The organism is Nocardia sp. NPDC059195, from assembly GCF_042754695.1.
Lineage (GTDB): Bacteria > Actinomycetota > Actinomycetes > Mycobacteriales > Mycobacteriaceae > Nocardia.
Genome location: NZ_JBHZBG010000002.1, coordinates 408,426 through 426,069 on the forward strand (window position 1 = coordinate 408,426; position 17,644 = coordinate 426,069).

The following is a 17,644-nucleotide window of genomic DNA, read 5'->3' on the forward strand; positions in this document are numbered from 1 at the left end:
GACCCTCAGTCCGGGCCGAAGGGGCTAGCGGCGATCGAACTCGCCATCCGCGACGCCTTTGGCGAACGCGTCCCATTCGTCGGCGGTGTAGACGAGAACGTTGTTGCCCTGGGTGACGGTGGCCCCACCAGAGGGCTGAACAGCGATGGCTACGCCGTCGAGAACACCGGAGTTGGCACTCAGGACAAGGTCGAGGAAGTCGTTCCAGCAGCCAGCCTGGATTCGCACGGTCGGTTGTTCCGCCACGGGACCCGAGTACTTGCTATCGCGGATGAGCACCGAGCTGGACATGTGCGCCACCTCGACACAACTTCCGTTCCCGCCACTGTAAGTGGACTTGAAGAAGATTGTGCTCATGCTGTTATCTTATCCGGCTGGCGAGCTGGCCGATCAGCTTGATCGTGTCGTCTCGACCAACCGCAGCCTTGTGAACCTGTTCGTAGAGGTATTCCATGGTCTTGACCTGGTCAGGATCGTCGGTGATCTCACCGCGAACGGTGGATTCGAACCAACCCACCGGAGGCAACCGAGCACTCTCGAAGTCCAGGAGGTGGAACGTCGACGAGTTCAAACTCGCGATCGACGTGCCCTCCTCGAACGGGATGACCCGTAGATCCAGCGTCTCTGGGTACTTGTCAACGAGATCCCGCAGGTGACATAGCTGCTGGCGGTGGATGTCGGGCCCACCTACGCGATTTGCCAGCACCGCTTCACCGATGACCACCGACAGGCGGAGCGGGCTTGGTTCATCGAGTCGCCGTTGACGCTGCAGTCGAGCTTGGACACGTTGTTCGACTTCGGTCGGGCGACTGATCGTCACGCTGGCCTTCATCAGAACCCGGATGTAGTCCTCGCACTGGAGAAGCCCGGGGACCACGCAGTTCTCGAAGCTGCGGATGCTGTGCGCTCCGTCCTCCAGGCCGTACAGCCGCATCAACTGCGCACTGAACAGTGCGGAGTACTTCGAGTACGGATTGCGTCCCTTGGCGATCTCGCGCAACGTTCTCAGCTCTACCTGCTCGTCGGGCTCGAACTCGAGCCGATCCATCAGGATCTCGAGCTTGTCCGCGGCCAGCACGCCCTTGCCCTGAGCGAGTTGCGACCAATACTGCGGGCTGACATTCACCGCTTGCGCAATCGTCTTCGACTTCTCGCCGCGCTCGTCAGACCGCATGCGAATCCTCAGCATGAGCTCCCAGCTAGCGACTGTGGGAGAGGTCCGTTCCATCGAGATCCTTCCTCCGGGCGATGCCTACTTCACTGTACAACACCATCAACTACCTACTTAACACATGCATTGCGTACTTGAATCAAGTAACTTACGCTACTACGTAGTCGATGTAGCGCGACGAACATGCCTTCGACGATTGCCGACCGGATCGGGGAAACCTATGGCAGTGCACGTAATTGGCGGGACAGCGATGACCGCCGACCAAACCGAACACGCAGCCCGCAGCGTCGGCAACGGAGGTTGGGTGGTCTCCTACCTCCCCGGCCGGACACTGACTATCGAGCAAGCAACGGCTGCGATGCAGGCCGCCGAGGCGATCTCAACGATCAGCGGATTGGCCCAGCAGGTCGGCTTGACCGCCTTGGAGGCGATGGGTCTGGCTATCGCTGATTCACCTTGGGAACAGCCGCAGCCGCCTGGTCCGCGCCGGTTTCCATGGCGACGGTGAAGAGACCCGATGTCGGCCGATCCGAACACATTCGAAGAGCGGCGCATCTCGAGATTTCAGACTCAGAGTCCACGCCCTCACGAGCCTGATGTGCACCTGCGGATCGTGTACGCCTGCCCGACCGGCGAACTAATCATCGACTGCGTCGCGTGTGTATCGGCGGCACGAGAGTTCCTCACCGACTGGGCTAGGAGTCACATACCAGCATCGCGAGCCTTCATCGTGCACGACGGCCGACACAACTTCCATCGACTGAACTGCGAAAGCCTATGGATTCCACCGTTTTCGACTCGACCGGACACACCGACTTGAGCACCCACGCCGCCGTCGCAAATTACTTCGCTCGGGCGCGCCAGGGCCGCTGGGTCGCAGCGCAAGTCGCCGCAATCCAGCGGGAAATCGACGCCGTCGACAACCTGCTGCCGGTCGAACACCCCGGTCACATTGGCAAACATCGCCAATCTCCCGTCTAAAGCCCCGCAACCGATATCCCCAGCGAAGCCACCCCCGATCGGACGAAAGACATTGACCTTCTTCGGAACAGTGAAATGGTTCAACGCCGAGAATGGGTTCGGCTTCATCGTCCCTGACGGCGACCAACCTGACGTATTCGTGCGGTGGCCGGAACTGTCGGCCGACACCACCGATACACGCGGCAAACGGACGCTACACGCTGAGCAGCGTGTTCGTTTCGACGTCGTCGACAGCCTTCAGGGACCGCAAGCACTGGCGGTCACCCCAATTGCGAACACGGGGAACAAAGGATCGCCGGATTCAACGGAAGACCACGTGGGACCGCGATAGTCACGAGCCCGAGGCACAGTCACGTCCGCCAACAGGGCAGCCCCTCGGCGTCCCGTACCGCTGGGCATGGAGGATTCCGTCGATTCCTGTGCGGCCTGACCGGCCGATTTCCCGGATCTGACGATACAGCGCTGGGTTGTGCAGGTCCGACTCACACGCGTACCGGTGAAGTCAGCTTTGCTCGTGTGCGTGGGCCGTGTGTGTTTTGGCTGTCGATCGTGGGCGTGCCATGGCCGAGATCGGAGGGGCGAATTCCGCAGATTGCTTGCGGCGTGCGGATGTGAGCGGGATTCTCACGGCCGTGTTTGAACGACGCCGTAGTGGCCGGAGATTCGCCAGGCAGGATCCGATGACTCCAGTCGGGTTGATGTAGAGCCGTCGATTCCGATTGCCAAGTCGGACTTGAGGGTTCGAAGTGCGATGACTGCGGACGGGAAGTATTCGGTGAGCCGGTTGAACGGCGTTGCTGTGGGCCAGTGTTGGTCGCCTGCCAGGCGTCGGTAGTTTAGGTCTCCCTTCAAGATCACGGCATCGGTGGCAGCCAGTTGGTCGTTGAGATCGGTTGGCATTTCGTGAAACGGCATTGGTGCGCAATAGAATTCATGGCTCGACAGGCGCAGCCTGTCGTTGCGGAGCGCCGCGTCGAGGTGTTCGGCAGTCTCGGAAGCACGGCCGGGGATGGATGCCAGGAGACGCAGTGTCGAAAGGAAGTCTGTTGTGGTGGCGTCGGAGACGTAGTACGGGTGTGGCTTGAGATGGAGTTCGACCTTGAGTCCGGTGTTGACACGCAGGAGATGGTCGATCAGCAGCAGATCGGGGATCAGTTCACGACCGGAGTTGTCCGCGATCAGCGCAATGGTGCCGTCGGTGACACTGCGGAGGAGTTCCACTGCTTGCGTGGTCTGGTCGGCGATGATGTTGGCGTCGTCGTGCTCGCGGGCCGCGGAGGTGGGGTCTGATATCCGGAATCCGAGGTCGGCTCTGTTGCCCCAGAGGGCGGCGTGGATCAGCGTAGCGGTTTCTGTCGAGGAGTCGTCGTGCTCGGGGTTCATCGCTGCGAGTTCCGCTGCGAGTTCTGCGGCGTGGAGTTCGGTGTTCTTCTGGACGAAGGGGTCGATTCCATGCCAGGGGCCGTGTTCGTAGTAGCCGACGGCTTCTAGCAACAGGCGATAGAAATAGCTTTCCGCCCACAGGAACGGCGCGTCGAGCCAGTCGCGGCCGTAGACTCCCTCACCCCAGCAATCCCATGCATGCTTGCCTGCCGCGCCGTCCGGTAGCGGCTGGATCGTGCCGGTGATTTCCTCGCGCAGCGCGTCGAGTCGTCGCCGAATCTCGGGCGGATAGGGGTGAGCGGATTCGATCTGGTCGATCAGGGTGGGATGGCGCTGGGTCAGGACCTTCCATGAAAAGGAGTCCTTCTCGCTGGACAGGATCGGCTGAGCGGAGGTGGTGCTGTTGGACATCAGGCTCCCATCGCGGGCTGGGGAATGGTCAAGGTGGTCATACCGCCCGCGCTAGCAATCGTGACATGGCCACGGGTCGGGTCGAAGCCTGCGGCCTGACAGGAGGCGTCGACACGGACTTCGGAGTGTTGGGCGTCGGTGAGCGACCACCAGCGGGCGGTGCCGTTCGCGGCGACAGAGACGACATGGTCGCCGAGGAATCCGAGCATCAAGACGCGGCCGGTGTGGCCGGAGAGCTCGGCCAAGGTCTTGCCAGTCTGAGTGTCGCGCACCATGATCGCGCCGGTCCCCGCGCCGACAGCCAGACGTGACCCAGCGGAGTCGAGGGCGACGGTTCGGCTCCATCCGCCAGCCGCCGGTACGACCGACAGCAGGTCGCCGTGGCCGTTCCAAAGGCGAGCTGTGCCGTCCCCGCATGCCGCCGCCAAGATCGTGCCGCCTTCGTCGAATGACAGTGAACGGATTCGCCCTGCGTCTGTGTAGGTCTCCCAGAGGAGATCACCGGACGGCAGACTCCAAACTCGGACATGTCCGTCGCGATCGCTGGCAGCGATCCGAGTCCCGGAGCCAGCGATCGCGACTGCCCATGTCCGGCGCGCTTCGCGATTGAGAACGAGCTTCCACTCGGGGTCGACAGTCGATCGGATGTGGACCTGGCCGTCGCCGCAGGCCGCGGCGATGTAGCCTGCGGCGCAGGCCAGCGACCATATTCGTCCGGGGCCGACGTGGATCGCCGCGCGTTTCACGCCGGCCTCATCGGCGATGGTGATCTCGCCGGTTCCGTCGCCGAGCAATGTCTGTCGGTTCTGTTGGTCGTGGGCGATCGACCAGACCGTGTTGATGCCTTGTACCCACGTTGTGAGGTGCCCGTCGCGCCAGCGCCTGATCGCGCCGTCTTCGCATGCGGCGATCACGTCGCCTGTTTGGGTGATCGCGATGGAGCGAATCCAGTCGACCCCCGACGGCATCGCCGCGTCGGCGACGTGCTGATCGCCGTCGAATATGTGTAGGTGGGCGTCTTCGGTCGCCACGACGGTCTGATTGTTGTCGCAAGCGATGGCGCGGACGCGGTCGGCGAACATCGTCCGAGTTTCGGGGATCAGGTCGCGCTCGGGGGTGACCGCCCAGCGTCGGATCGAGCGGTCTCCGGAACCGCTGATGAGCGTGAGCGGATCAGAAAAGGCTACTGCCCGCACCCAATCGTCGTGTCCCACTTGCTCAGCCGTGATCCGGCCATCGGCGAGGTCGATCAGCCGAATGAATTCATCCTGGCCGCCGACCGCGATGAGCTGGTCGTCAGGAGACACGGCGATCGACCACACCGGAACCGGCATGACGGTTGGTGGTCGCAACATGGTGCGGTGCTCGACGTCCCATACTGAGATCAGGCAGTCCTCGGCGGCGGAGATCAGGTGCGTGCCATCGTGGGTGAATACCAGGGATCTGACACGACGGGTATGACCGGTGAGGACGGCTATGACCGTTCCAGAAGCTGTGTCCCACAGCCGAATATCGGCGTCATCGCCGCCGGTTGCGACAACGGAGCCGCCGGGGGCTACCGCAGTGGCGTGTATCCATCCGGTGTGCCCGCTGCTGTGGCGGGCGAGGGTGCCGGTGGCGTGATCCCACAGCTTCAGCACTCCGTCCTCGCCGCCAGAGGCTAACGTCGAGCCGTTCACTGATACTGAGACAACGGCTCCGATGTGGCCTGGGCCGTGGTTCTCTACTGGGACAACATGTTCGACGCTGAAGCCGCTCCCAGAGGGGGCGCCGACCTCTTCGTGTCCAGTTCTCGCTGCGACGACTCGCAGCGTGGCCAGAATGTCGGTGCGGTGGATCAGTCCGTGCAACAGAAATCCAGCTGCGGTTAGTTCGCGACCAGGGCTCGAGCCGGGGTGGCTCGACAGAATCTGGCAGTCGAGAGCGAGCGACTGGTGTCCATGCCGCGAAACCTTGTCGGCGAGGAAGTCCAGCGATCCGAAGGTGGAATGCAGCTCGTCGCGTAGGTCTGCGGCATCGAGGTGGTAGGACAGCCATCGCCACAGGTAATCGGATGCTTGTGCGTCGTGCCATCGCATAGTCACGGGGCGGAAGGCCTCGAGTAGCGAACGGTGCTTCGCCTGTTGACCTTCGCCGGACAGGTGCCGCAGGTAGGTCACGAAGACATCGTGCAGGACGATGGAATCTTGGCCGGCCAGGTGGGCACTGATCATCGAGCGATCGGCGAGAACCCGACAGAACCGTCGTGTGCTCGACAGGTTCCAGCCGTGCGCGGTTTTCCACCATTGAGCCAGGACAGGGATCGGGATCGGGATCGAGGCGGGGAATACGCACAGGTCGAGGTAGCGGTCGTCGAGTCGGTCGGTTCCTGGAATGGTGACGTGCTCGACGAGGTTTCGCAGACTGGCCGAGATCGCATGACCGATCGCAGTACTGCGTTGGTCGGTGTCCCACACGTCGAAGGCTCCAGGTCCATCCGCCTGCAGCATTTCGCCGGCGGCGGCGATAGCCGCGGACAGAGCAGCTCCTGAACGGATGTCATGGCCGACCGCGGCGTTGACGACCGTTGCCAACAGTGGCCAGCCCCCGCACAGATTCGCCAATGGCGACAAGCCATCGATCGCTTCGTGGGGCAGGTTGCGCCGAATCAGTTCCCTGGTCTCATCGGCGTTCATCGTGCCGAGCCGAAACACAGCCGCATCCGACGGACAGACCCCGACATTGCGTGTGCTGACCATCCGCACACAGCGAGGTGCGCCTTGGAGGAAGGGAGCAAGATCGTGCGCAGACCAGACATTGTCGACGATCAGCAACGCGTTGCGCTCGTTGAGGATCCGAGCCAGATGAAGGCCCGCCTGCGTGGGGTCGGCCAGCGCAGGTCGATCGTGGCCGAGGTGAACGCACAGATCCGCGATAAGCTGGACGACCCTGTCCGGCGTGCAGCTCTGCCCGGTCTCGACCCAGAGGATGTCTCCGAAAGCTGCCGCGACCTCAGGATCGTGTGTCACCTGGGCGGTCAATGTGGTCTTACCGAACCCTCCTGGGCCGGTCACCGCGATCACTTGAGGGCTGCCGTGTCGGGCAGCGGCGAGGACGAGAGCACATAGCTCGTGGAACTCATCGGCTCGCTGAATCAATCCGGACTCCAGTGGTGGTAGGAGTGATCCTACTGAGGTAGAGCGCTTCTGACTTTGCCAGAAGCGCTCGGCCGCGTCATCTGCGGCACCGTCCAGGGTCGCGTCCATGACCTCGGCCAAGCGAAGCGACAGCTTGTGCGCCTGACCGCGAGTCTCCCACTTCTTGATCGTGCTCACTCCGATGCCCGTCTTCTCGGAGAACACCTCCCGCGTTAGCCTCATCGCTTCTCGCAGCACGAGAGCATCAGCGCCGGTCCAACTCCGAACCTGCAAACTCATCCGTCGCGGCCCCCGTCCAGCGCTCCCGGTCGTCGAGTGTCCCTACGGTACCCCCGCAGTGACTTCCGACGCGGACCACCGAATGGGACCGTGAAACCAGGCCGCTCCCAACACCATCGCCCCCGGGATGGTGGGACGACCGGCTCGGCCAGGAGCGGCCGAGCGTGGAACCAACGAGGTGCGAGCCGTGAACTGAACCAGTGTCATGGCAATCCTGCTGCGGAACATTCACACGAGCCGCTACACCCGGCGCACCTCGACACAACCGTCGAAGTACCGCTACCAACCGGCTGTTACACCACCTCATAGCGAATGGGTTGATTACATTGACAATTCAATGGGCAGACCAGCACGACTTCCAAGACCTGCTGAAGCGATCCGAGATCGAGGGCAAACCGGTTCTGCTGGACCTGTATTCGCCGGAATGCTCGGGCTGCACAGGCCATGACCGAAACATCTATTCCGATCCCTCTATCGCGCGCGACATCATGACGCACACGCTGCCAGTCCGGGTCCCCACGACCGAACCGGACCGTGCGAGCACCGACATCATCAACAACCACATCTACATCTGGTCACCGACCATCCAACTACTCGCACCTGATCAAACGCGATACCACGAATGGAACGGAGCACCGCGTCGTACCCGGCTTTCTGTCGGCTACGAGAGCGTATTCCATGACACCCCAGGACATCTGACAGCGGAGACCTTCAAAGCGCAGTTCCTCGTCGCACGCGGCAAAGAAGCCTTGCGTAAGAAGAAGTACAGCAAAGCCATCCAGCTTTTCGACGAAGCGATCACTCGTCACCACAAAGATCGTGTCACCGTCGAGGAAGCTACCCGCTGGCGCAAGGTCGCCCAGAACGGCGGCGTCACCGAGTCCACATGGGACCGTCACCACCAGGTCACGACCTCCCCCCTCGCCGCGGCGGTCGAGCGCTTCGCACAAACTGTCGCCACATTGCCCGACACCGTTCTCATGCGGGATTGGATCGGGCAGCCCGGAACTGGCGACTGGCAATGGTACTCGGATTGCCTTCGGGAGATCGTCCTGCAAACCTACCAAGAACTCTGTACCTTCGCGGTCGCAGCCGAACGCGAACGCGCAAAACACGGCCCTCAATTCAACGATACGCACCGGCTACTGGGCCAGCACAGGTTCGCCTACCGTGAGTTCCAGTCGTTGTTCGTCGGTGTCCCCGATGCGCTAATGGACAGAACGCCGCTGCGATCAGAACGTTCTATCCGTGAAAACCTCGCGCACGTCGTGATGGCGGAGTGGTGGGCATACCGGCCGCAGATCTTGCACGCGCTGGATCGAGGTCGCAAAGGCCTGCCTCCGCAAATCGTTGCGGCGACCGACACGGTTGCGCTGCACGGCGAGCCACCGGGCAGTCATGAAAGCCTCCAGGAGTTGTTGGCGCTCTACGAACGTCTCCATCTGCGCAACACGCAGGACTTCTCGCAGATAACCGACAACGAACTCGGGATCCGTTCCGCGTGGTGGGAACTCGGTCCCGTCGAACTCCGTTTCCGGCTCCAGCGCTACATCTGGCACCCGCGTGATCACGCTGTCTCAATCGACAAGATCCTCGATGCTTCCGGCCATAGGCATACCGCCAACCATCGCTTCGCGTCCCGACTGTTCAGCGGCTTGGGAACGGCCGAAGCCGCATTGATCGGCGCCGACGGGTTCCTGGCCGACCGGGTCGAGTCCCTGGCGATCGCGATCAACGAGCGGGCAGACGAAGCCGCACGCCTGCTCAGCCAAATCGTCGACACCAAGCCAACCCTGGGATAGGCGGCCACGGCTTCCGCGACCGGACACCGGCGACGCACGCCCTCAAACCCGAAGGACGGCAATGTCTCCCGCTCTACAACAGCCCTACACCTACCGCCGACGTACCGCATCCGAGCCCGACTTCCGCCGGTTTCCCGGCTGGCGGGATACGACAGAGCGAGAGTGGAACTCACCGCAGTGGCAGCGGTCGCACTGCGTGAAAAACACTCGCCAACTCCGCGAAGTCACCGGCGACCTTCTCAGCGACTCCTTCTTCGCGGATCTGGAGCGCGACCAGCGCGAGTACGCGACGATGTCGATGCTGATAACCCCTCACATGGTCAACACGATCGCGGCTGAAACTGCGGCCAATGGACCTGGGAGCCTTACCGACTCGTTCCTCGGCGATCCGGTCCGGCGCTACATGCTGCCGGTCTTTTCGGACAGATGCACTGACTTTCCATCCCATCCCTACTCGCAGCGAGACTCTCTGCACGAGCGCGACATGTGGGCGACCGAGGGCTTGACCCACCGATACCCGACCAAAGTCCTGGCCGAGCTGGTTACCACCTGTCCGCAATACTGCGGGCACTGCACCCGAATGGACCTGGTCGGCAACTCCACCCCGAAGATCGACAAGATCAGATTCACCCTCAAGCCCGAGACACGAGTGGACGCGATACTCGGCTACCTGCGCGCCACACCGACCGTGCGTGATGTGGTGGTCTCCGGCGGAGACATCGCCAACATGCCCTGGCCGCGAGTCGAAGCGTTCGTCAACGCGTTGCTGACAATCGACTCCATCCGCGACATCCGGTTGGCGAGCAAGGCCCTGGTCGGATTGCCCCAACACTGGGCAGACGATCAAGTGGTCTTCGGAATCGAGCGTTTGGCACGTACCGCGAATGCCCGCGGAGTCCAACTGGCACTGCACACCCACGCGAACGTTGCCCAACAAGTCACATCCAGCGTCTGCGCGGCAGCAAAACGCCTGCTGGAGGCAGGGTTACGCGATATTCGCAACCAGGCGGTGCTCCTTCGGACGGTCAACGACAGCCCGCGGGCGCTGCTCGACCTGTGCTTCGCCTTGCTCGACGAGGCTGCCGTAATGCCGTACTACGTCTACATGTGCGACATGATCCCTTTCAGCGAGCACTGGCGTACATCGCTGACCCACGCTCAAACCCTGCAGCTAGACATAATGGGATACCTTCCCGGCTTCGCGACGCCGCGGATTGTCTGCGACGTGCCATTGGCGGGCAAAATGTGGGTGCACCAGGTGTACTACTACGACCGGATTCGCGGAATTTCCTACTGGTCCAAGAACTTCCGCACGGAGTCGGAGGCAGCGGATTCAGAGGCATTGAGCCGGTCGTATGAATTCTTCGACCCCATCCACGCCCTTCCGTCGGAAGGACGGCAGTGGTGGGTCGAACACGGCGACGACGGACCGACAATCACCGCGGTACCCCACTGCCGCACCAAGGCGTCGTAGTGTCGCGCCCACCAACGACATCCGTCCTGCCGACAAACCAACTGGTAGCATCGCGGCCCGTGACGCTGCGCCTGTTCGATACCGCCACACGAAGCTCGCGGGAGTTCACCGCCCTGATCCCCGGACAGGTAAGCGTGTACGTGTGTGGGGCCACCGTGCAGGATCAACCGCACATCGGCCATGTCCGCAGCGGAGTCGCTTTCGACGTACTGCGCCGGTGGCTGATGGCACACGACCAGGACGTACGGTTCATACGCAACGTCACCGATATCAACGAAAAGATCCTGGACAAGGCCGCCGCGGCAGGTCGGCCGTGGTGGGAGTGGGCGTTCACCTATGAACGCGCCTTCGACGACGCCTACGACACCCTCGGAGTGTTGCCACCCTCGGCGCAGCCCCGCGCGACCGAATACATCACCGAGATCATCGAACTGATGCAGCGTCTCATCGACGCCGGGCACGCCTACCCTGCCGACGGCAACGTCTACTTCGCGGTCGCGAGCTTCGCGGAATACGGGCAGCTATCCGGGCATCGCCTCGAAGACGTCCAGCAAGGCGAGAGCGCTGGGACCGGCAAACGCGACCCGCGCGACTTCACCTTGTGGAAGGCACACAAGCCCGGCGAGCCCGTCTGGGCGTCGCCATTCGGCCCCGGCCGCCCCGGCTGGCACATTGAATGCTCGGCGATGGCTACCAGTCTTCTCGGTGCCGAGTTCGATATCCACTGTGGCGGCATGGATTTAGTGTTCCCGCACCACGAGAACGAAGTGGCCCAGTCCAAGGCCGCAGGGGACGGATTCGCACAGTACTGGCTCCACAACGGGTGGGTGAGTCTGGGCGGGGAAAAGATGTCGAAGTCGCTGGGCAATGTGCTCTCGGTGCCCAACGTACTCACCCGGGTCCGCGCAGCGGAACTACGCTACTACCTCGGCAGCGCCCACTATCGGGCACTGCTGGAATATTCCGAGCAGGCACTCGACGACGCCGCCGCTGCGTACCGACGGCTGGAGTCGTTTGTGCATCGTGCGGTCGAACGGGCAGGCGAGGTGCCAGTCGGCCATTGGACCGATGCTTTCGCGGCTGCTCTCAACGACGATCTCGCTGTGCCCAGGGCGCTGGCCGAGATCCATAACTTGGTCACTGAAGGTAACAAGGCGCTGTCCGGCAACGACGTCCCCGCAGCCACGGCCATCGCCGGGCAGGTGCGCGCCATGCTCGGTATCCTCGGACTGGACCCCCTGGACCCGCACTGGAACCGGCGCACGGATACCGCTGAGAATGTCCACCATGCGCTCGCCGTGCTGGTAACCGGACAACTCGAACTACGTGCCGCCGCGCGGGCCGCTGATGACTGGACCACCGCCGACAGAGTGCGGGATCGCTTGGCTGCCGCCGGCATCGAGGTGACCGATGCTGTCGGCGGCCCGCAATGGGCGCTCGGCCAGCAATAGTCCAACTCAGCGGACGCTCCTATTCCCGTTGGCCGACATCGCTTCCGTTCGATTTCGGTTGGATGCTCGGTCCTCGGCCAGTGAGCTAGGGGAATCAGCAGTGCACGTGCCCGGCCTGGTCGAGCGACTGGACCACCAACGACCAGGTACGAGCAGGGCCCGACATGGCTGGAAGCCAAGGCATCGCCGATATCATTGACACGCACGATGATATCCGCCGGTTCCCGCTTCGACGGCTAGGCATGATCTAGCAGAACCAAGGGCAAGGATTTGGCTCTACCTGCCGCGAGGTACGCGCGCCGAGGGAACGACAGTCAGCAGTTCGCCGCGCCCGCTCCGAGGCGCGAGCTGTGCTATCGCCACATCCCGCTGCCAGCCGGGTCGACGGAGTGATGTGCAGGGCGAGCCTTGTTCACGACGAGCTCAGAGTTCCTTGATGGAAGTACAGCTGCCAACCCTGGTGCACCCGGCGCCACAACGAACTCCGATAGGCGCGACGCCCATCAGATTCGGATGTGTAGGTGAGGAATACGACGTCGTCGGCCAGAAGTTCGCCGTGCATGTCATACGCCTGGATCGGTATATCCGACATCGCCGCCTGCTCGACGACAGCCGCGATGATGTCGGATCGGCTCCATCGCCGCCCGGACGCGCCGATCTCGCAGAAGTCCGGATCGAGTAGCTCGGATATGAGTTCGGGTGATGACCTCACCTTCTGATCGAGGAGCCGAAGTTCGCGGGCAATAACAGCATCTACCGGTTCGGACATGCACCACATCTTGGCAATCTAAACGGTCGATATCTGTCCAATTGTTCGCTCCGGGTGGTTCCAGCGGTAACAGCCGAGCTGCGAGGTCGGGAGCCCTCCCGATCCCGGTGAGGCAGGCCACGATGCCCACCCAATGCCGATCAGCGATGTTCATGCGTCAGTTGAGGCTGTGGTCCGGATCCAATAGCGCCGCTTGCCGTTGTGGACATCGTCAAGCGTCCCCCCGCACCGCTCGATCGCGCGTGCGGATGCGACGTTGTTGTCGTCGCACGTTACGAGTGCATCGTCAATCCCGAGTTCGGCCGCGCGGGCGAGCGCTAGGGCAAGCGCTCTGGTGGCGTGACCTTGCCGACGGCGAGCCGGGCGGATCGAGTAGCCGATGTGGCCGCCTTCCGCGCGCAGGAATTCGTTGAGTTCGTGGCGCAGGCTCAGGAAGCCAACTATTTCGCCATCCACCGAAGCCTGCGGCCCGCAGTCCGCGATCCAGTAGTAGGTGGAGGCTACCCGAGTACCAGCAGGATCGGCACTTTCGCTTGCCAGCACTGTGGCGATGAACCTCGCGCACCCCTCAGCAGTCGCCTCGACCTGCTCCGCATGCCAATGCCCAGAGCCGTTCATCGCCTCCAGCGCACCAAAGTCGCGGACGGTGTCGGTCCAACTGGCTGCCCAGATCATGGCGGGACGAACAAGCGACGTCATGGCTTGATTTGACCAAGGTCTCAGCGGCCGATCAACTGAGTTTCCCGTCCTACTCCGGCGCCCTAGCCGGTGTTGGCTTTCGACGTCACCTCTGGCGCAGTTCCCGGCATCGATCGCTGACTCATGCCGCCGATTCGCCGGGTTCGCTGCCGACCCGAGCACCGGTCGGCCCAAACGGCACCGAAGACCACTCGGGTTCGTTCTGAAAATTCTTCAGTTTTCGTGAGCCCGAGCACTTTTCGGGGCGTTGCAGGACGATGACATCCTCATGTGCGATCAAGTGCACCGGCAGCCCTCCCTCCCGGTTTTTGACGATGAAGTCGCGTTGGAAGAAGGAGCTGCGGGCGATGATGTCGTCGTCGGCGAGTCGGCCGAGCAGGGCGACGCATCGTTCGACCGGGATAAGTCCGGCGAGTGTGGCGCAGGTGATAATGTGGGTGGGCAGGTCGATGAGTTCGGCGTGCTGGCGCCAGGGTCGGGCGGTGATCACAACGTGTCCGCCTGGTTTGAGGTATTCGGCGGCGCCGGTGAGGATTTTGGTGAATCCGGACAGGAGTCGGCCGATGCCGACGTTGGCGAGGTTGCCGCGGTCGAGTACCGCGCCGTAGCGGTGGTTGGTCTTGCGGACTCCTTCGCCCGGCTTCGTTCGCACCTGGCCGTGGGTGGAGTCTCCGTAGGGCGGTGAGGTGATAACCAGGTCGACCTGGCCGCGCAGGTTGTCGGGGAGCAGCGTGGGCAATTTGCGGGCGTCGCCTTGGTAAACGGCGGCGGGTAGGTCGATGCCGGCCGTGTGGGCGAGGTCGGTGTTGGCGCGGGCGATCTCGGCCCAGTGAGTTTCGTATTCGACCCCGACAGCGCGGCGGCCGAGGTGAAGGGCTTCGACGAGGGTTGTCCCGATTCCGCACATCGGGTCCATCACCAGATCGCCAGGCCGGGTGTAGCCCGCGATCGCGTGGGCCGCGATCGCGGGCAGCATCTTGGCCGGGTGTTTGACACTATCGGGGTGGAATCGGCCTGAGCGTTGGGTCGCGGGCGCGGCCTGGGCGGTCGCCCACACCGACACCGCACCCCGGGTGTTGGTGCTGTCGAGTTCACCGGTCTCAGTCATCGAAAGAGCCTCTCTTCGGATCGAATGTTCGAGGTCGGGCGCGGGAGAACCCTGCGGGACCGGCGCGGCACGGTTCGCCGTCAGGGCCGTAGGAGAACGGTGATATCCGTGTGTGCGACCGCGTGGTAGACGCGATCGGCGTCCTCGGCCGCGGGAGCGACGACGGTGTCGCCAGTGATCGGAACGGCGACGATGTGCTGGAGGAACAGCAGATCGGCGGCCTGCCCGGTGGACACGATGTACCCGGTCGGATCTGCCAAGACACCCTCGCGGGTGTGGGCGCTGCGGGTCAGCACGACCAGGACACCGCCAGGAGCCAGCCGGGCGGCGGCGCGCGTGATGATCTCGTCGACGACCGATAGCGAGCTGGACTCGGGCGGCAGCAGACTGGCCAGAACGAGGGCGACGTCCCCGTCATCTCCGGTGGCCGTGGCCCGACTGGTGCGTCGGTCGGCGGTCAGAGGTTCCGATTCGCTGTGTCGGCGCTGACCTTCGATGGTGGCGAGTGAGGCCTTGGTCGCCGGTGTCATGAACCTGGGGCGTCGACTGTTCGCCATCTTGGCCGGTGTCGCTAGGAGTAGCACGCTGTCGTCGGGGTGGGAGAACTCGGTGACGGCGCGCGACACCAGTGGTGTCGGCCACTGGGCGGTGGGCTCGAGCGGCTTGGCACCGACTGCCCAGATGGTCGAGGGGACCTCCGAACGCGGGGTTCGGGAACGGGTGGAACTGGCACCGCGACGGCGGCGGATGGGTGCGTGTTCAGTCATCGGCGAAGTCCTTTGTCGTGTCCAGTGCTCCGGTGTGTGCACTGGTCGACTCCTTCGGAATTCACCATTTTTGGACAATTCCCTGTCCCGAAATATCCGGGCACTGAAGGCACTGCCTCTGATGCCGCGGTCAGGGATTTCGAACGGATCTTGATTCATTTTTCATGACGTGCTCGCTGCGCGGTGTACTGCGCCACCGATGGACACCGGAAGTACACCGCCCTGGTCGATCACTGTTTCTACGCGCAGAAGTATGCGCATTCAGACCGGCTCCACATCACCTCTTAGAGATGGTGGATGCGGCGCGGAGGTTGTTCGGAGGTCGTTTGGAAGTTATTCGGTGGCGTTTTGGTGGCGCGCCTTCTGTGTCCTTGCCGGGTCGGATTCTTATTCGCTTCGAGCAAGGGGATTGATCGTCATGAATACATATTCGAGGAGTTCTTCGGAGCCGTTGTCGGTGGTGCGGGTCGCGTTCGATCGGATCGCCGATCACCCAGTTCCCGTCGATGGCGAGCGGGCGTTGGGATTGACCGAGCAGGTGGTGAGTTGGGGGCGATTGCGGCAGGTGCTCTCGGATCCGGCGCTGCCGATCGAGACCGTCGATTCGGTGTGGGTGTGGCTGATCGGTCGGGCACGTGCCGAGGGTTCGGAGGCGGCGTTGGTGTGTGCGGGGATGGCGGCGCCGATGTTGGCGGCGATGGCGAAGGTGTTCGGCCCCCGCCGGAGCACTGACCGTGCTGATGTGCAGGCCGATCTGTTGGCCGAGTTCTTCGCCGAGCTGGGTCGGATCGATCTAGATCGGCCGTTTCTGTGGTTCCGGCTGCGGTGGGCGTTGTTTCGCGGTGGCCGGGCGTGGGTGCGGCGCGAGGCCGCGGCTCCGGTACCCGGCACCGATGTCAGGGCCGGGTCTGAGGACGGTGCCGGTCGGGATGAGCCGGTGCCGACGATGTGGACTCCGCCGGGTCATCCGGAGCAGATTCTCGCTCAGGCTGTCGCGGAGAACGTGATCACTGCCGAGGTAGCGGAGTTGATCGCCACTACCCGGCTGGAAGGGCGGTCGGTGACGTCGCTGGTCGGCACTGAGGAAGGGCATTGGGCGTTACGCAAAGCGCGCCAGCGCGGTGAACGCGATCTCGTCGCCTGGATAGCCGCACGCGCGACCGCGGTCGACCCGTCTCGGACCAGCGTCGTCGAGCACGATGCCTTGGCGAACCTGTCGTGTGCCGGCGAGGACCACGACACTGAGCTCGCCGACCAGCGGCGGCGCCTAACCGGCCGGGACCGGGAGCTTCTGCGGGTTCTCGACACAGGAGGCGGTCGAACCGCCGATCAGGTCGCCGATCTGTTGTTTCCCAGTGTCGACACCGCCCGCAAACGGTTGGCGGCGCTGACTCGGCGCGGTGTGCTGACCCGGGCCCGCTCGCAGTCCGGTGCCCGTCAGCGTGGTGCGGCGCCGTGGCGCTACACCCTCAGCTCGCTGGGGTCGGCGATCGTGGCCGCCGACCGACACGACTCACCGGCCACGCAACCAGGCTCCTCCCCCCACCCAATCGGCTGCCGCGTCTGTACCTCGCGAACAGGTTCGTGCGGTCGGACCTGACCAATTGCTGGATACGCCCGGGTCCAAATGCGGCTCGGATGCGCGGAGTAGGCGATGCGGGCGGACATCGGATGCCCCCGCACAACCGGCAACTCAGGTGGAGGTGAATCGCCGATGCGCATGATCGGTATTCGAAAAGCTCGTTCTGCGTCCTCAGCACAGCGACCGGAATCCGCGACCCCGTTTCGGGCTCTGGCCCGCGTCGCATTGTTCGCGGTCCTCGTCGTGGCGGCGTTGGTGACGACGGCCAGTGCCGCCGCTGCGGCCGAACCGGTGTCGGTGCTCGCGATCGCGGAGTCGTTCGACCAGGTCCTCGACAACATCCGCAATTGGTTGGTCGGGATCCTCGCCGGGCTCGCGACGGTGTGTTTGACCGTCGCCGGCGCCCGCTACGTGCTCGCGTCCGGTGATCCCGGCGAGGTCGAGAAGTCCAAGACCGCGCTGCGAGCGGCGTGCATCGGCTACGGGTTGGCGATGCTGGCACCGGTGATCGTCGCGGTGCTGAAGTCGATCGTGGGGGCCTGAACGATGACCTCCGCCCCGCACCCGGTCGGCACCTCACCACCACCGCGACTTCCGTTGGGCCGGTGGGTCATCGGGGTCGTGTTGGTG

General features: G+C 63.4%; 16 protein-coding genes. 7 read left to right on the plus strand and 9 right to left on the minus strand.

Features of this window, described 5'->3' with window-relative positions; genetic code table 11:
• Positions 1-24: 24 nt before the first annotated feature.
• Together ACFXKN_RS04370 and ACFXKN_RS04375 are read right to left on the minus strand one after the other, a co-directional pair.
• Positions 25-357, minus strand: coding sequence for a DUF397 domain-containing protein (locus ACFXKN_RS04370; protein WP_379432370.1), 333 nt, complete (start codon positions 355-357; stop codon positions 25-27).
• A 4-nt stretch (positions 358-361) separates the two neighbouring features.
• Positions 362-1,174 (minus strand): DUF5753 domain-containing protein, encoded by an 813-nt coding sequence (locus ACFXKN_RS04375; RefSeq protein ID WP_379432371.1) that lies wholly within the window; start codon positions 1,172-1,174, stop codon positions 362-364.
• Positions 1,175-1,421: 247 nt separating this feature from the next.
• On the opposite strand from ACFXKN_RS04375, the gene ACFXKN_RS04380 reads away from it, so the two are divergent.
• Positions 1,422-1,679 carry a hypothetical protein gene (locus tag ACFXKN_RS04380; RefSeq protein WP_379432372.1) on the plus strand — a complete coding sequence of 86 codons (258 nt, stop codon included), beginning with the start codon at positions 1,422-1,424 and terminating at the stop codon, positions 1,677-1,679.
• Between the two features lie 194 nt (positions 1,680-1,873).
• On the opposite strand, the gene ACFXKN_RS04385 is transcribed toward ACFXKN_RS04380, so the two are convergent.
• The gene (locus ACFXKN_RS04385; RefSeq protein WP_379432434.1) at positions 1,874-2,260 is read right to left on the minus strand and encodes a hypothetical protein; all 387 of its coding nucleotides are present in this window, start codon (positions 2,258-2,260) and stop codon (positions 1,874-1,876) included.
• Here ACFXKN_RS04385 and ACFXKN_RS04390 point away from each other — a divergent pair.
• Positions 2,223-2,483, plus strand: coding sequence for a cold shock domain-containing protein (locus ACFXKN_RS04390; RefSeq protein ID WP_379432432.1), 261 nt, complete (start codon positions 2,223-2,225; stop codon positions 2,481-2,483). The genes ACFXKN_RS04385 and ACFXKN_RS04390 overlap by 38 nt on opposite strands.
• Positions 2,484-2,776: 293 nt before the next feature.
• Here the strand turns inward: ACFXKN_RS04390 and ACFXKN_RS04395 are convergent, their stop codons facing one another.
• Together ACFXKN_RS04395 and ACFXKN_RS04400 are read right to left on the minus strand one after the other, a co-directional pair.
• Positions 2,777-3,946 carry a damage-control phosphatase ARMT1 family protein gene (locus ACFXKN_RS04395; protein ID WP_379432373.1) on the minus strand — a complete coding sequence of 390 codons (1,170 nt, stop codon included), beginning with the start codon at positions 3,944-3,946 and terminating at the stop codon, positions 2,777-2,779.
• Positions 3,946-7,305, minus strand: coding sequence for an NB-ARC domain-containing protein (locus ACFXKN_RS04400; RefSeq protein WP_379432374.1), 3,360 nt, complete (start codon positions 7,303-7,305; stop codon positions 3,946-3,948). Before ACFXKN_RS04400 ends, ACFXKN_RS04395 begins: the two co-directional genes overlap by 1 nt.
• Before the next feature lie 383 nt (positions 7,306-7,688).
• Between ACFXKN_RS04400 and ACFXKN_RS04405 the strand changes: the two genes are divergently transcribed.
• The 3 genes from ACFXKN_RS04405 (at position 7,689) to cysS (ending at position 12,089) form a co-directional block, all read left to right on the plus strand.
• Positions 7,689-9,164 carry a DinB family protein gene (locus ACFXKN_RS04405; protein WP_379432375.1) on the plus strand — a complete coding sequence of 492 codons (1,476 nt, stop codon included), beginning with the start codon at positions 7,689-7,691 and terminating at the stop codon, positions 9,162-9,164.
• Between the two features lie 484 nt (positions 9,165-9,648).
• A complete protein-coding gene (locus ACFXKN_RS04410) occupies positions 9,649-10,638 on the plus strand; it encodes a KamA family radical SAM protein (protein WP_379432376.1) in 990 nt (329 codons plus the stop codon).
• Between the two features lie 59 nt (positions 10,639-10,697).
• Positions 10,698-12,089 (plus strand): cysteine--tRNA ligase, encoded by a 1,392-nt coding sequence (gene cysS, locus ACFXKN_RS04415; protein ID WP_379432377.1) that lies wholly within the window; start codon positions 10,698-10,700, stop codon positions 12,087-12,089.
• Between the two features lie 412 nt (positions 12,090-12,501).
• On the opposite strand, the gene ACFXKN_RS04420 is transcribed toward cysS, so the two are convergent.
• The 4 genes from ACFXKN_RS04420 to ACFXKN_RS04435 all read right to left on the minus strand — a co-directional run bounded on the left by ACFXKN_RS04420 (position 12,502) and on the right by ACFXKN_RS04435 (position 15,432).
• On the minus strand, positions 12,502-12,858 hold the full coding sequence (locus ACFXKN_RS04420; RefSeq protein ID WP_379432378.1) for a DUF4440 domain-containing protein: 357 nt from the start codon (positions 12,856-12,858) through the stop codon (positions 12,502-12,504).
• 150 nt (positions 12,859-13,008) lie between these two features.
• A complete protein-coding gene (locus ACFXKN_RS04425) occupies positions 13,009-13,557 on the minus strand; it encodes a GNAT family N-acetyltransferase (RefSeq protein ID WP_379432379.1) in 549 nt (182 codons plus the stop codon).
• A 121-nt stretch (positions 13,558-13,678) separates the two neighbouring features.
• Positions 13,679-14,665 (minus strand): TRM11 family SAM-dependent methyltransferase, encoded by a 987-nt coding sequence (locus ACFXKN_RS04430; RefSeq protein ID WP_379432380.1) that lies wholly within the window; start codon positions 14,663-14,665, stop codon positions 13,679-13,681.
• 80 nt (positions 14,666-14,745) lie between these two features.
• Entirely contained in the window at positions 14,746-15,432 is a 687-nt protein-coding gene (locus ACFXKN_RS04435) for a hypothetical protein (protein ID WP_379432381.1), read from the minus strand.
• A 418-nt stretch (positions 15,433-15,850) separates the two neighbouring features.
• Between ACFXKN_RS04435 and ACFXKN_RS04440 the strand changes: the two genes are divergently transcribed.
• Both ACFXKN_RS04440 and ACFXKN_RS04445 read left to right on the plus strand, forming a co-directional pair.
• Positions 15,851-17,032 carry a replication-relaxation family protein gene (locus ACFXKN_RS04440; protein ID WP_379432382.1) on the plus strand — a complete coding sequence of 394 codons (1,182 nt, stop codon included), beginning with the start codon at positions 15,851-15,853 and terminating at the stop codon, positions 17,030-17,032.
• A 120-nt stretch (positions 17,033-17,152) separates the two neighbouring features.
• Complete coding sequence (locus ACFXKN_RS04445) at positions 17,153-17,557, plus strand: pilin (protein WP_379432383.1); 405 nt, start codon at positions 17,153-17,155, stop codon at positions 17,555-17,557.
• Positions 17,558-17,644: the final 87 nt, after the last annotated feature.